The organism is Methanobacterium petrolearium, assembly GCF_017873625.1.
Classification (GTDB): Archaea; Methanobacteriota; Methanobacteria; order Methanobacteriales; family Methanobacteriaceae; genus Methanobacterium; species Methanobacterium petrolearium.
In genome coordinates this window covers 25,891-40,214 of the sequence record NZ_JAGGKL010000011.1, presented here as the reverse complement: position 1 = coordinate 40,214, position 14,324 = coordinate 25,891, and the positions used below count along the sequence as shown (strand labels likewise).

At 37.2% G+C, this 14,324-nt stretch carries 14 protein-coding genes; 6 read left to right on the top strand and 8 right to left on the bottom strand.

Annotated elements, in window-relative coordinates:
* Window positions 1-119: 119 nt before the first annotated feature.
* The gene (locus J2743_RS10125; RefSeq protein WP_209626829.1) at window positions 120-923 is read left to right on the top strand and encodes a DUF7839 domain-containing protein; all 804 of its coding nucleotides are present in this window, start codon (window positions 120-122) and stop codon (window positions 921-923) included.
* Window positions 924-941: 18 nt separating this feature from the next.
* Here J2743_RS10125 and J2743_RS10120 read toward each other — a convergent pair whose 3' ends face one another.
* Window positions 942-1,868 carry a pantoate kinase gene (locus J2743_RS10120; protein ID WP_209626828.1) on the bottom strand — a complete coding sequence of 309 codons (927 nt, stop codon included), beginning with the start codon at window positions 1,866-1,868 and terminating at the stop codon, window positions 942-944.
* A gap of 95 nt (window positions 1,869-1,963) precedes the next feature.
* Here J2743_RS10120 and J2743_RS10115 point away from each other — a divergent pair, with 95 nt between their 5' ends.
* On the top strand, window positions 1,964-2,629 hold the full coding sequence (locus tag J2743_RS10115; RefSeq protein WP_209626825.1) for a histidinol phosphate phosphatase domain-containing protein: 666 nt from the start codon (window positions 1,964-1,966) through the stop codon (window positions 2,627-2,629).
* 50 nt (window positions 2,630-2,679) lie between these two features.
* On the opposite strand, the gene J2743_RS10110 is transcribed toward J2743_RS10115, so the two are convergent.
* Both J2743_RS10110 and J2743_RS10105 read right to left on the bottom strand, forming a co-directional pair.
* Window positions 2,680-3,333 carry a 2,5-diamino-6-(ribosylamino)-4(3H)-pyrimidinone 5'-phosphate reductase gene (locus tag J2743_RS10110; protein ID WP_209626915.1) on the bottom strand — a complete coding sequence of 218 codons (654 nt, stop codon included), beginning with the start codon at window positions 3,331-3,333 and terminating at the stop codon, window positions 2,680-2,682.
* A gap of 67 nt (window positions 3,334-3,400) precedes the next feature.
* The gene (locus tag J2743_RS10105; RefSeq protein WP_209626823.1) at window positions 3,401-3,679 is read right to left on the bottom strand and encodes a hypothetical protein; all 279 of its coding nucleotides are present in this window, start codon (window positions 3,677-3,679) and stop codon (window positions 3,401-3,403) included.
* 239 nt (window positions 3,680-3,918) lie between these two features.
* Between J2743_RS10105 and J2743_RS10100 the strand changes: the two genes are divergently transcribed.
* Entirely contained in the window at window positions 3,919-4,305 is a 387-nt protein-coding gene (locus tag J2743_RS10100) for a carboxymuconolactone decarboxylase family protein (protein ID WP_209626821.1), read from the top strand.
* An 87-nt stretch (window positions 4,306-4,392) separates the two neighbouring features.
* On the opposite strand, the gene J2743_RS10095 is transcribed toward J2743_RS10100, so the two are convergent.
* The 3 genes from J2743_RS10095 to mtxX form a co-directional block, all read right to left on the bottom strand.
* Window positions 4,393-5,151 (bottom strand): TatD family hydrolase, encoded by a 759-nt coding sequence (locus J2743_RS10095; RefSeq protein ID WP_209626818.1) that lies wholly within the window; start codon window positions 5,149-5,151, stop codon window positions 4,393-4,395.
* Between the two features lie 235 nt (window positions 5,152-5,386).
* Window positions 5,387-6,154: a polyprenyl diphosphate synthase gene (uppS, locus tag J2743_RS10090; protein ID WP_209626816.1), complete on the bottom strand. Its 768-nt coding sequence runs from the start codon at window positions 6,152-6,154 to the stop codon at window positions 5,387-5,389.
* Between the two features lie 33 nt (window positions 6,155-6,187).
* On the bottom strand, window positions 6,188-6,883 hold the full coding sequence (gene mtxX, locus J2743_RS10085; protein WP_209626814.1) for a methanogenesis marker protein Mmp4/MtxX: 696 nt from the start codon (window positions 6,881-6,883) through the stop codon (window positions 6,188-6,190).
* A 418-nt stretch (window positions 6,884-7,301) separates the two neighbouring features.
* On the opposite strand from mtxX, the gene J2743_RS10080 reads away from it, so the two are divergent.
* Window positions 7,302-7,934, top strand: a complete 633-nt coding sequence (locus tag J2743_RS10080; protein WP_209626921.1) for a hypothetical protein — start codon at window positions 7,302-7,304, stop codon at window positions 7,932-7,934.
* 144 nt (window positions 7,935-8,078) lie between these two features.
* Here the strand turns inward: J2743_RS10080 and hemL are convergent, their stop codons facing one another.
* On the bottom strand, window positions 8,079-9,344 hold the full coding sequence (gene hemL, locus J2743_RS10075) for a glutamate-1-semialdehyde 2,1-aminomutase (protein ID WP_209626912.1): 1,266 nt from the start codon (window positions 9,342-9,344) through the stop codon (window positions 8,079-8,081).
* Between the two features lie 47 nt (window positions 9,345-9,391).
* The gene (locus tag J2743_RS10070) at window positions 9,392-10,027 is read right to left on the bottom strand and encodes a cobalt-precorrin-8 methylmutase (protein WP_209626812.1); all 636 of its coding nucleotides are present in this window, start codon (window positions 10,025-10,027) and stop codon (window positions 9,392-9,394) included.
* Between the two features lie 297 nt (window positions 10,028-10,324).
* Between J2743_RS10070 and J2743_RS10065 the strand changes: the two genes are divergently transcribed.
* Both J2743_RS10065 and J2743_RS10060 read left to right on the top strand, forming a co-directional pair.
* Window positions 10,325-13,081, top strand: coding sequence for a PEP/pyruvate-binding domain-containing protein (locus J2743_RS10065; RefSeq protein WP_245248241.1), 2,757 nt, complete (start codon window positions 10,325-10,327; stop codon window positions 13,079-13,081).
* A gap of 130 nt (window positions 13,082-13,211) precedes the next feature.
* Window positions 13,212-14,099, top strand: coding sequence for a DUF7065 domain-containing protein (locus tag J2743_RS10060; protein WP_209626810.1), 888 nt, complete (start codon window positions 13,212-13,214; stop codon window positions 14,097-14,099).
* Window positions 14,100-14,324: the final 225 nt, after the last annotated feature.

Genomic DNA, 14,324 nt, shown 5'->3' with positions numbered 1-14,324 from the left:
TGGTTCATACAAATGATCAAACCATGAAAAATTAAACTATGAAAAACTAAAGATATTCTACAGAAGAATTTTAAATATTGAAAAGTTAAATTAATATTTCAATCAAAGATGGTGGATTTATGAAGGTTTTTAAGAAAAAAGGGGAACTCACCAAGTTTCAAATTTTGGCTGAGATTGCCAAAGGCCAACCACACCTACGTCAGAAGGATATTGCTGATAAATTGGGAATCACAGTCCAGGCAGTTTCAGAAAATTTGAAGACACTGGTTGATGAAGGATGGGTGGAAACATGTAGTGGACAGCCACGTTACAATATAACCAAGCGTGGGGTTGAAAAAGTGAAAATAGGGGCTATTGATCTCCGCAAATATGCTGATCAGGTCCTAGATACCATGACTACATATAAATCTGTGTGGCCGGCCCTTTCCAGGGAAGATTTGAAAGAAGGGGAAACAGTGTGGCTTAAAATGGACGAAGGTGTATTGTACGCCGGAAAAGAAAAAACCTCTGCCCATGCTAAGGTGCTGCACGATGCCAAAAAAGGTGAAGATGTGGCACTGGTAAGCCTAGGCGGTACAATAGAATTGAAACCTGGATTTATTGTTATTATTAAACTCCCTACTATCAACCAAGGTGGTTCCCGGGTTTGTAACCTGGATCAAATTCGAGAAATTTTGGAAAAATATCCAGAACCCTTTCAAAGGGTGGGTATAATGGGTACAGTTTCCAGAGCTCTGACAGATAAACTGGAAATTGAACCTGATTTTGAATTTGGCACCCCCCAATCAGCAATTGCCGCTGCTAAAAGAGGTTTAAACGTGCTAGTCTTTACTGTGGGTAAAATGACCCGAAGTTTAACCAAAAAAATGGATGCCGAAGGAATCAGTTATGTGATTGAAGATGTCACTGACATTAAAAAGTGAATCCACTTTCATATCATTTTACTCAATTCTGCAACCACAATCGTCCACTCTGGCCACCATAGTCCCTTCAACACTGGAATCTGGAGTTTCTGATATTGCAAAGGCTGTTTTTCCAAGCATGGCCATGGATGCACCCATGGTCTCATCTTTAAGCACTTCCACAATTTCCATAACTTCTGGATCAATGAGACCAGTTTCCTGGGAGAAGTTAAGGGATAAATCCATGAAATGTGTCACATGAGGATTTGAAAGTAATTTTCCAAGTAGATGGTGTGCTACAGTATTCACCTTACTGGTCATGGCCGGATCTCGAAGTACAGATGAGGTTTCAATGGTTCCCAGACTTTTAGATATTACAAAAAGTCCGTTTTCCTCTTCATTATTGTTATCATTATTTTTAGTTCCACTGAGTATTTTGTCCGCTTTACCATAACCTGGGGCACCCGGTTCTAATCTTATGGGGAAACCTCCAACTACCGCACCCATAACATCACCCATGCCTGTTTTTAACTCCACTTCAGCATGATGTGCTACTGCAGCTGCCTGGTTAAATGTAAGGGGTAGTTTAAGAAGTTTTGATAATGCTAAAGCAGTTCCCAGTGCAAATCCTGCTGACACTCCAAAACCAGCCTCAATAGGTACCTGGGTCTCATGCTGAATGTTTATCTTTAAATCATCCCATTTTATTTCTTTTGGGAATTTTTGTCTGAGTAAATCTATTGTTTTATAGGTAACTGAATCTTCCAGTGGGTGTTTTTGGCCACTGAGCTTCCCGCTGGTTTTAATAATGGTTTCACCACTACCCTCACTAATATTTAGGCGGGTTGTAACTCCCTGATCCAGGACCACTCCCGCGCCTCGGGATCCCCTGATCAGGGGGTTGGGATGATCAATGATCTCAAAAAAACCGGTTATATGAGAGGGGGCGAATACTACAGATTGCAATTTATCACCACATTTATTATATTCTCTGATAAATAAATAAGCAGGAAAGATTAACATAATATTAAAGATAATTTACATAAATCAGGAGAAGCTTTATGGGAAAGAGAATAGATTTGCACACCCACAGCATATTCAGTGATGGGGAACTTTTACCATCAGAAATTGCTCGCCGAGCCCAGGTTTTAGGTCATCAGGCAGTGGCCATCACTGACCATGTGGATGCAACCAACATAGATTGTGTGGGCAACATTATCAACGCAGTTCTGGATATTCGGGAAAACTGGGATATTGAAGTCATTCCCGGGGCGGAAATAACCCATGTTCCTGCTGAAATAATCCCTAAACTGGCACGTAAAGCCAGAGAATTAGGGGCAAAGATTATTGTGGTTCACGGTGAAACCCTGGTGGAACCAGTGATTGAGGGAACCAACTGGAGTGCGGTTAACTGTCCTGATGTTGATGTGCTAGCACACCCTGGACTTATAACTCATGAAGAAGCACGTGTTGCTAAAAAAAATGATATAGCCTTAGAAATAAGCGCCAGAAAGGGTCACAGTCTTGGTAATGGCCATGTGGCCCAGGTGGCCCAGGAAGTGGGAGCCAATCTGGTGGTGGATACCGATACTCATGCACCAGAAGACCTGATAAACTATGAAATGGCATCCAACATAGCATTAGGTGCAGGGTTGCATGAAAAAGAAGTTAAAAAAGTTTTGAGAGATAATCCTCTTCAAATACTGGAGAAAAAAGGCATATTGTAATGTTTGAAAAGTATAATGTTTTCAAATTATACTACTCCCTATTTCATATTTTATAGTACTTCATATTCTACTATGAGATCTTTTCCCAAGTTGTAGCTCTTTTTAAATCTTAATCTGAATGCGTCTTTCATATAATCCACACCTTCACCATCAACCAGGGTCTTAGCCTTGATTCCTCCGGCAATCATAGGAGCAATGCAAACCATTACTTCCCTTACCAATCCTGCATTGAACATGGAATAGTTCAGGGTGGATCCTCCTTCAAGCATTAAGGTTTTAATCCCTCTTTCCCCTAATTTTTCCATTAAACAATTAAGATCAACCTGTTTGTCCCCACAGATAACAACTTCTGTAGTTTCTCTGGCTTCCAATGATTTAATTTTCTCTGGGGGTGCTTGGTTAGAGACGGCGATGACGGTGGGTGCATCAGGGTTAAGAATCCTGTAACCTGGAGGGGTACGTGCTTTACTATCCACCACCACCCTGACCGGGTTATCTTCAGATTTTGAAGATATTTTATGAACAGTTAAACGCGGGTCATCTGCCAGGACAGTGTTTATCCCAACCATTATGGCATCCATCTTTTTCCGGAGCTTGTGCACCCTTAATAAATCTTCCGGACCTGATATTTCCGAACTGCCAGTTCTGGTGGCGATTTTACCATCCAAGGTCATGGCTGCGTTGAGTATCACTTTAGGTTTAATGATAAATCCTCCCCTTTGGTTTCATAAAAGATTTCATTAATAATCGAATTGACTTATTAATCTGTTTTTACTGATAGTAGCCACCATTAATTATATATGATAAATCCTGTAAAATCTGTTGAATTTGCTGTACAATTGAACTGATGGTGTTAACAATATCTTGTATGGGGTTAAGGGTGTTTTGAACCTCTTTAGCAGTGTCATTGGTCACTTTACTTACATTTTGAAGTGCCTGATCCGCATCATTTTTAATATCACCTAAACTTGACTGTTCAGCGGCCATAACTGGTTGTAACATCAAAAAAACCAACAAAATTATGTAAAAACTCATAATTAACCTTCCCATATAAACCACCTCTCTAGAGATTTAATATCATATCCGGTCTCATCACCATTATCGATATTTATCAAATCAATACCTCAAATCAGTATTGATCGCATACAATTTATAATTACAGTTATGGGATTAGGTAAATATCAAATTGTATACCTTAAAAAAATATATACTTTAATATATAAACTCCTCAGTTAAAATCCTTAGTCCTAAAAACAAGAGAGTATAGAGTTAAAAAGGTGAGTGTTACTGTGAGTGAAGATAGATACAATAAAGGGATTAAACATTTAAAAACCATGAATCCTGATTCTTTCAGAAACCTTGAAAAGGCCCTGGAGAATGTAGCGCCTGATATGGCACGTTACGTTGCAGAATTTGCCTACGGAGATATTTATTCCAGACAAGGCCTGGATTTGAAAACCAGAGAATTAATAACCATTGCTTCCATCACCACTCTGGGAGGTGCTGAGATGGAACTTAAAAGTCATGTACACGGGGCTTTAAATGCAGGTTGCACTCCCCAGGAAATCGTGGAAGTTATAATCCAGATGGCAGTTTATGCAGGTTTCCCCAAAGCCATAAATGGTTTGTACTCTGCTGATGAAGTTTTCCAGGAAAGAAACGAAAAAATCGAGTGATGGAGATGATTTAGGGATAATCATGAAAAATTAACCCAAAACCATTTGATAATTAAAAAAAATCGCAAATCGTACCAATAAAGTGGATCAGAACCCAAAAATACTCCTTGTATTGGATTCAGTTACTTTATCCACTTCCTCTATATGTATTGATTTAATTTTAGCGATGGTTTTAACTGTTTCTTCCACAAAAGCAGGTTCATTTCTCTGTCCTTTAAATGGAGAGAGGTATGGGCTGTCAGTTTCTGTGAGCATCCGGGATAAGGGGAGTTCACAAGCTAGTTGTTGATGGTGATCTGAGAAGCATACAATGGTAGATAATGAGATGTAATATCCATTCTCCACGATCTTCTGTGCAGTTACCAAATCACCCCCATAACAATGAAATATGACATCAGGGATTGTTTTATGCTTTTTGATCATTTCCAGGGCTTTTTCCTCAGCATCCCGTGCATGGATGACCAGGGGCATCTGGTACTCCTCAGCTAAGCCCAGGAAAGTTTCAAAAAGAGTTATCTGTTTTTTTTTAGCTGATTCATCATTTAACTGGTTAAAATCCAGTCCAGTTTCACCAAGACCAACTGCAAGGTGAATATTAGATTCCAGTTCTTTTAAAACCTGTTTTATGACAGATTCATCTGATTTTGACGCGTTTGATGGGTGAAATCCCAGTGTAGGATATACAAAATCTTTATTTTCTGTTGCAAGTTTCAGGGTGCGTCGGTTGCCACCCAAGGAAGCTCCCGAATTTACAATGGCTGTGAGGTTATCCTGTGCCCTTCTTATTACTTCTAGCCGGTTTTTATTGTAGACCTTGAAATCAACATGACAGTGACTGTCAATCATTAATATCACCTTAAAATCAGTTCACAATCAAATTTAAGACAACATCAAATCCATATCCACTAATATTATCCAAAAAGGATCTAAACTTAAATTTTGAAGTTAATGTTATTCAGTAAATACAATGAAACCTAAACTAATGTTAATAGTATCCCATCCAGCTAATCCCATCCAACTAATAGTATCCCATCCATATTTGATCTGATCTAAACTCTAAGAATACTATAATTCAAATGATCTAAACTCCAAACCTGCGTTCCCGTTGCTGATATGAACGTAAAGCTCTTAAAAAGTCAACTTTTCGAAGTTCTGGCCATAAACTATCGCAGAAGTAGAGTTCCGAATAAGAAGATTGCCATAACAGAAATCCACTTAGTCTTTCTTCCCCACTGGTCCTGATGATGAGGTTGGGATCATCCAGACCCTCAGTGTACAGGTTTATATTAACCATGGTTTCATCAATATCCTCAGGACTGATTTTGCCTTCTTCAACTTCTTTAACTATTTTTTTTATAGCATCTACAATTTCGGTTCTCCCATCATAACCAATAGCGATGTTTACCTGTCTTTTATTGTATTTTGCAGTTGATTCTTCGGCAATATTAATGGCTTCCCTAACATCTTCAGGGAGGAGTTCTATTTTCCCCACTGCTTTGACTCTGACCTGGTTATCATGAATTCTTTTGTTTCGGGCTATTCCCTCAAAGTTTTCTTTGAAAAGTTTCATGAGCCCCTCCACTTCATTAGGGGGTCTATTGAAGTTCTCAGTGGAGAAAGCATAGGCAGTAACAATCTCAATACCCAGATCAACACACCAATCAAGCACACGTTCTAAGGTAGTAACACCTTTCATGTGCCCTTCTACTGTATCCATGTTACCCTGGATTTTGGAAAATCGGCGGTTTCCATCCATAATAATAGCCACATGTTTTGGCATGTTTTCTGGTCGAAGGTTACGAGAGATATACCATTCATATAATCTGTAAAGAGGTTTTAATGGTGACATTTTAAATTCCTTATCTGATTTAATATCATTAACTTAAATTGATTCTGCAAGTTTTTTTGCTAGTTCAAGAGATCTTATATATCCTTCTTCATTCTGGGATCTGGATGTGTCAATGAATATTTCCTCAATTCCCAGAGTTACTGCCCCATGGCTTTTAATAGAACCTATTAAAACAAGGCTGCGGAAAATCAGGTTTCCACATATACCATCTGGTGCTAGTATTAAATTAGCGCCATCAGAAACAGCATCTTCTATCAGTATAAAATAGTGTTTAACCCGATATTTATCCTTTGTGATCATGGTAAGCTCTCTGGCTTCCATTATACTATTGTCTATTTTAGAACTTCTGCCCACATCTTGAGGCCTTCCACCGGAAAGAATGGCAATTTTAGGATCTATACCAATTTTTTCCAAGAATTCAGCCCCATTATGAATTATTCTCTCCTTCTGTTGGAGAGTATCACCTTCATCAATACCAACCGGGGCCAAAAGGAACAGTTGCCCATTATACTCTAAAATAGATGCCCTTGAAACTTCAGAATATATTTTTCGAAGTTGTGACATGAAACAAGAGGCACTAAGTGACCCCCTTACTGCTGCATTGACATCTCCATTTAATAATAGATTTAAAAGTTGTTCTTCAGATTTTGTCAGAATCACTTCAAAATCAACTTTCTGGGCTGCCTTGATTATGGCCTGATTTTCACCCACACCCGCTGCAATTTTCATGATAACCATATTTATTCATTTAAAACTATTTATAATTGTAAACAAAATGAAGAGGTTTTGATAAACAATAGAACATAATTTTACAATCATTTTTTTGAATAAAATATAATGAAAGAAAATGTAATGAATATTCAAAAATCATTAAAAAATTCGGTTAAAGGAATTTATCCGCAAACAAAAGATTCAAGAGGGTTCAAAAGGGTTTATAAACATTTATATAAATTATACGGTGTTTACTTATTTTAAAAATACAACAGTATCTTCTATTCATATAGATGCAAGTTTAACCATATTATATAAATAAAATAAGAATATATTATAGTGGGAAATTACTAAAAAAAAATTCTTTATTACTGTGAAAAGATTAAGAAAAATACTGCATTCATTAAATCCCGCACTTAAAAATAAAGGTGTTTAAATGGTTTTAAGCCATGAAAAAAATAATGAATCTATTGATCTTCCAGAGGGGGATTGGGGATATTTAGTATGCCCTAATTGTAGAGGATATTATGAACTGCAGGAAGGTGAAAGTCCTGATGACTTTGTGAGCTGTGAGTGTGGTAGTCCACTGGAATATCAAACCTCGACACAATTCCGTTCAAGAATTAATAATCCCGATTCAGATAAACTTGGCAAAAAACCGGTTTTTAACAGTTATAACGAATCTTCAGACCTAAAAATTGAAGATCAGCTCAATACTAAGAATAACCCATTGCCTGACAACAGACAGATAATTGATCAGTTAACCCATCAGGATACTGTAACTGAAGAAACATTAACCAGTATGCAGCAGGACAAAATGGATTTATGGGATTTTATAGGTCAGTATAATAACAGTGAAGAACAGGTCTACTCAACTGGTAAAAGAGATGTCATAGAAATAGATCGTTTTATGATGCTTGTTGACCAGAAAAGAGCTCTTGAAGAAAATAGTAGTCCATCCAAGTGGAAATCGATTTCACACAGAATAGGACCCGTCGGATTTTTAAGCACGGCAATAGTGATATTAGTTATTGTCCTACTTTTGATGTTAGTTGGTGAGCTGATTTAATATTTGTTAAAAAGTTAACACCATATTCTGCTTTGTAAAATCATCCCGAAACTATTTGATGTAGCCAACTAAATAAAAAAAAAATAGAATTAATGATTTTGTTAAAACCCTGCGATATGTTAAAACCCTGCGATATCCATTAAACTATTTCTTTTCAGCGGTTTTTATTCCTTTTTCCATTATTTCTAATGATATTTGAATGTCTTCTGATGAATGAGCTTTGGATATGAAACAACATTCAAACTGAGATGGTGGGATAAAAACTCCCCCATGAAGCAGAGTATGGAAATATTTATGGAATTTATCTGTATTGGCAGTTTTTGCTTGGGCATAATTCCACACTGGTTCATTGGTGAAATACAACTGGAACATAGAGGCTAAACCAGCCACCTGATAGTCAAGTGAAGCATCTTCTAATATGTCTTCTATTCCTCTGCGCATTTTCAGTCCTTTTATGTCTAATTCCTGGTAAAATTCATTATCAAGATGTTTTAATGTTTCAAGACCAGCTGTGATTGAAATAGGATTTCCGTTGAATGTTCCTGCCTGATAAACATCGCCAGCAGGGGCAACTCTTTCCATAAATTCTTTTTTACCAGCAAATGCACCCATGGGAAATCCTCCGCCAAGAATCTTTCCCATTGTAACCAAGTCTGGTGTCACACCAAAATATTCCTGAGCTCCACCTTCAGCAATCCTGAAACCAGTGATTACCTCATCAAAGATCAGTATAATATTATTTTCCAGGGTTATTTCTCGTAAAAACTCCAAAAAACCTTTTTTAGGAGGTATGCATCCCACATTACCCATTACTGGTTCAAGGATAATTGCAGCCAGATCATCACCCTGTCTTTCCACAAGGGCTGTGATGGCTTCTTCATCATTAAATGGAATGAGAACTGTGTTTTTAGTTGTTTCTTCCGGAATTCCTGGAGAATCAGGTAACCCCATGGCACCAGAGCCCGATTTAACCAGCACATAGTCATGGGCACCATGGTAGGTTCCTTCAAATTTAACTATCTTTTTTTTACCAGTAACTGCCCTGGCCAATCTGATGGCACTCATCGTAGCTTCGGTACCCGAATTAACAAAACGAACCATCTCAGCACATGGCATGCGTCTTACAACTTCTTTTGCCAATTTTATCTCATTTTCTGTGGGAACACCATAAGCTGAACCCTTCAAAAGTTGTTCCTTAACTGCATTCATCACCGGAGGATAGGCATGTCCTAAGACCAGAGGCCCGTAGGCAAGGCAATAGTCAATGTATGTATTCCCATCAACATCAAAAAGACGGGATCGTTCTCCTTTAAGAGCGAAAAAAGGGTATGGTTTAAATGCCCTTACTGGAGAATCAACTCCTCCTGGAAGATAATTTTTAGCATCGTTAAATAATTCCTCAGATTTCACACAACTCACTCCTTAATCTCCTTGTCTTTATAAACCCACTTAAAATACTATTCTGTACGTAAAATATTTATTAACGAGTTAACCACAGCCACTGCCACAGGAGTCCCACCCTTAGGCCCTTCAGTGACCAGATATGGTATTGAAGTTTCTTGAAGTGCTTTTTTGGATTCAGCAGCACCCACAAAACCCACTGGAACACCAATAACAGATTTAACATCCATTACACCAGTTTCAACCAGTTCCATCACTTTCCAAAGCGCTGTTGGGGCATTACCTATGACCACCACACCATCAAAACCTTTAGAAGCAGCCACCTGCATGGCTGCAGCTGCTCGGGTGATTTCCTCTTTTTTTGCCAGTTTGATGGTTTCTTCATGACTTATGTAACACTCGATATTTCCAGGGTATTTATTTATCCCTGCTTTCACCATGTTGATATCTGTCAGGACGTCTTTTTCTTCAGAAATGGCTTCAAGACTTTTTTTAACAAAATCACTGCTCATCCTAGTTATATCAGCATATTCAGGATCTGCAGTGGAATGTACGATTCTTTCCACGATCAATCTTTCCTTTGGAGTCAGGTTCTTGGTCTTGGGGTCAATTAGGGATCTGACAATTTCCCTGCTCTTTTCTGCAATTTCATAGCCCTGTTTGGTGGACGCGCCCATGAACATCGGTTTCATAACTATCTTTCCATACCATTAATTGGACTTATTCCCTTCATTTTCCATTTAAGTATTGTAAACTTAATCCTAAAATTATTCCAGGTTCATTCTACATTTTTTTAATTTCTATTATTTAGATTTAGTTATTTATCATAACATAAAGATGAAAATTATTTTTAGTCTTATTTTTTTGTATTTGAAAACAGGATCATACTGTTTTATATTGTACTTATTCTTAAAATAAATTTTAGAATTCTAGTTATTTTTAGAATAAATACTGGAAATATAGTGATTATTACTGTGGGCAGTGATAGTATGGCAGATGAAGGTAAGTGGGTGATAGATCTTACAGAGAAAGATTTGTCCATTGAAAAAATTGGGGGTAAAGCACTTAACTTGGCTAAAATGTCATCTGCAGGTTTTAATATCCCCCCAGCATTTGTTGTCTCCGTAGATGCATATGATTCTTTTATTAAAAAAGGATTTGAGGATGAAATATCAGCAATCCTTGATTTTGTTGATTTTACCAGTGAAAATTCTATTTCTGATGGATGTTCCCAGATTCGTAATATTATTAAACAGGAAAAGTTACCACAGGATCTTTGTGTTGAACTTAATGATAAAATCGAAAATCTTTCTGATGGATATTATGCTGTAAGATCATCTGCAGTGGCTGAAGATCTTGATGATGCCAGTTTTGCAGGGCAACTGGATAGTTTTTTGAATATAAAAAAGGAAAACATCCCTGAAAAAGTTGTTGATTGCTGGGCATCTTACTGGAATGATCGTGCTGTGAAATACAGGCATGATGCATCCATCAGACATTTAGACAGCAAAATGTCAGCAGCAGGATTAGCAGTAGTATTGCAAAAAATGGTTGATGCAGATGTAAGTGGAGTGACCTTCACTACCAACCCAGTTGACAGAAGCAAGAATATGGTTATTGAGTCTGCTTGGGGTCTGGGTGAAGCTATTGCTTCCGGAATAGTCACACCAGATATCTTTGTTGTGGACAGGGAAGGTAATGTAGTTGAAAAAAACATCAAACCCAAGAAGAAAGGATACTTCCTTGAAAATGGTGAAAACACTTTAATTACCATAAATGAAGAGAATATGGGAAAACCAACCCTTAATCATGAACTTCTTAAAAAATTATTGAAGATGGGAGTGGAACTTGAGGAATTGTTTGGTGTAGCGCAGGATATTGAATGGGCCCTTGAATATGAAACTGATGGGTTAAATAACAGAAAACCATCACAAAACCATGAAACAACCTCTCCCACTATTTACATTCTCCAGTCACGACCAGTTACCACTCTTACAGATAGTTCAAATCAGGATGATATTTTGTGGACCCGGGCTTATGGGGATGAGTACTGGGCTGATGCCACCACTCCACTGTTTTATGATGTTATGGGTAAGATGCTCACTGACTATGTTAACCATGAAGGCGCCCGTATAATGGGATACACAGAAATAACAGACACTAAACTCTTAAAACTTCATAAGTCAAGGGTTTATTTTAATACATGGGTTCTGGAAAAAGCTTTCTCCTACTACCCGAAGTTTGCAAGGTCCCAGGAGTTATTGAATTATTTCCCCCTGGAAGATCAACAAAGAATATCACAGTACCCCTCCATATTACATAAAACCTTACTCTCCCAGATTTTAATTGCCATCCGAGACCCGGATGGAATGATGCACAGGACAGATAAAGTCTACCGGAAATGGGCCAAAGGATTCATGGAAAAATGTTCAGAATTTGACAACACAGACTTAACTGTGCTGAGTGACAGGGAAATCTTATCACTCTACCACGATATTGAAAATGCAGGGATCAAACACTACCAACTGATAAGATACGGTATGGTTTCCCATTCCATAGCCACCAATCTAATGATTAAAAACTGGCTGATAAAATGGCTGGATGATGAGGATGGTTCACTTTATGCTGGTTTAATTTCCGGGTTGGATGATAATAAAACTGTAACTATGAACATTAGATTCTCAGATCTGGCTAAAACCTTAAGGGAAGATGACAGATTATTGGACAAAATTAATTCCATGGATGACTTGAATTCTTTAAATGAAGTTGAGATCGATACATTACTCTCTTCTAATTCAGATTTTAATAAAGATTTTCACCAGTTTATTGCTGATTATGGTCACCGATCCAATACTCGTGAAATACTGTATCCTCGCTGGAAGGAAAATAAATCTTACGTATTAGGAGTGGTTAAATTATTATCTTCTTCCGACTTAGATTTAGGGGAAAAAGAATTAGAAAGTCGTGAAAACAGGTTTAAAACGGAAAAAGAAGTTTTAGGTAGAATAAAAAAACAGAATGGCGGATTCTTCAAAGCAAAATTGTTTAAAATTGTGCTTAATTTAGCTCAAACATATTTAACCTTCCGGGAAAATCAGAGATTCTATTTGGATCACCTACTTTTCCGTCAGAGATTAATGTTACTAGATATGGGGAGACGATTACTTGAAAAAGGAATTATTGATGAGGTAAATGATGTTTTCTTCATTTATGAAAGAGAATTGATGTCATTTTTCGAGACAAACCCTTCTCTCAAAGAATTAGATGAAAAAATAGCATCAAATGATACATCAGAGTTAAAAGATGAGATTTCTCTTAGGAAAACTGAATTTTACCGATATGAATCATCTCTCCCCCCTAAATTCCTGAAAAATGGGATTGAATTTGATGATACTGTTATGGAATTTGATGAAAGTGCAGTTCATGGTGCAGCAGCCAGTCCAGGAACATTCAATGGAATAGCCCGAGTGGTGGAATCCATTGAAGAGTTATCACAACTGGAAGATAATGAAATTCTCATCACCAGCAACACTGATCCTGCCTGGACTGCAGTATTTTCAAAGGTGGGTGGTCTTATAACAGAAACTGGAGGAATACTATCCCATGGTGCGGTTATTTCTCGTGAATACAGAATACCCGCAGTAACTGCTGTTAAAGGAGCTACAACCATTTTTAAAACTGGTGAAGAGTTAGTTGTGGATGGTAATGATGGAGTCGTTTACAAAAAAGTAAGAAATGAGGATTAAATGAGGGTTAAATGAAGACTAAATGAAGACTAAATGAAGACTAAATGAGGATTAAATGAGGATTAATGAGGATTAATGAGGATTAATGAGGGTTAAAAAGGATTAAAAAAAGGTTAGGATGGTTGATCATATGGATAATGATTTAAAAACCCTGAAAAAACATGAAGAATGGAATGAAAGTTACTATTTTAATTTTCATGATAAAAATAATGATTTAACCGCTTTTATGCGCATAGGAAATAAAATAAACAAAAATGAAAAATCTATGTTCTTCTTTTTAATGACTCCTCAAGTGATAGCTGGGATTAAACTGGAAACTCCCTGTGATGATAAACCATTAAATATTGCTGGTTTAAACTACGAAGAAATGGCATCAGGTAAATGGAAACTTAAATTTGATGGTTCAATTTTTGACCCTCTATCTGAAGTTCCTCAAGAATTTAAGGTTAAAATGAATATATTCTGGGAAGCTTTAAACCCAGTCATGGATTATGTTGACTGTGTTGATGAAAAACAGACTGAAATGTCATTAAATGTGGCATCAGAACATTATGAACAGTTTGGAAAGGCTACAGGAATAGTCAAAATAGATGACGAGATATTTGAAATTGAAGCACTGGGTGAAAGAGATCTTAGCCGTGGTGTGAGGGATTGGGGATCTCCTAAGATGTGGATGTGGATTAATTCTGAGTTTTCCCATAATGAAGCTTTAAACATAACTAAACTCTCCATTGATGAGGGGGATGTGGATGCAGGATATTTCTACACTGGTTCAGTTAATGAACCACTCATAAAATCCGATATAGATGTGAAACTTGATAATGGAATTCCTTCCACCTTTAAAATGTCCCTCTTTGACAAAAAAGGATCCATATACCAAGTTAATGGTGAAGTTATCCGATTGGGGATGATTCCTGTTGATGAACGGATGATTCTCATTGAAACTCTTTCCAGATATAACTGGGAGGGTAAAGAAGGTTATGGTGTGGCAGAATTTTTAGTTCCTAAACCAGGATAATTGTTCATGAAGGATTGTCAAGGTTCGCTTATCTAGATTGAAACCACTTTGAAAACAACTTTCTGGTTTTGTGCTTGAACTGCCATTTATCCAAAATATTGGAAAAGTCTGGGCCCATGATAAGATTCTTTACTTACACCAAGTTTGGACATCCAAACTGTCTGTTCAAGGCTTAATTTATATAAATCACTATCATCATAATAGTTACAACGATTTTATTTATAT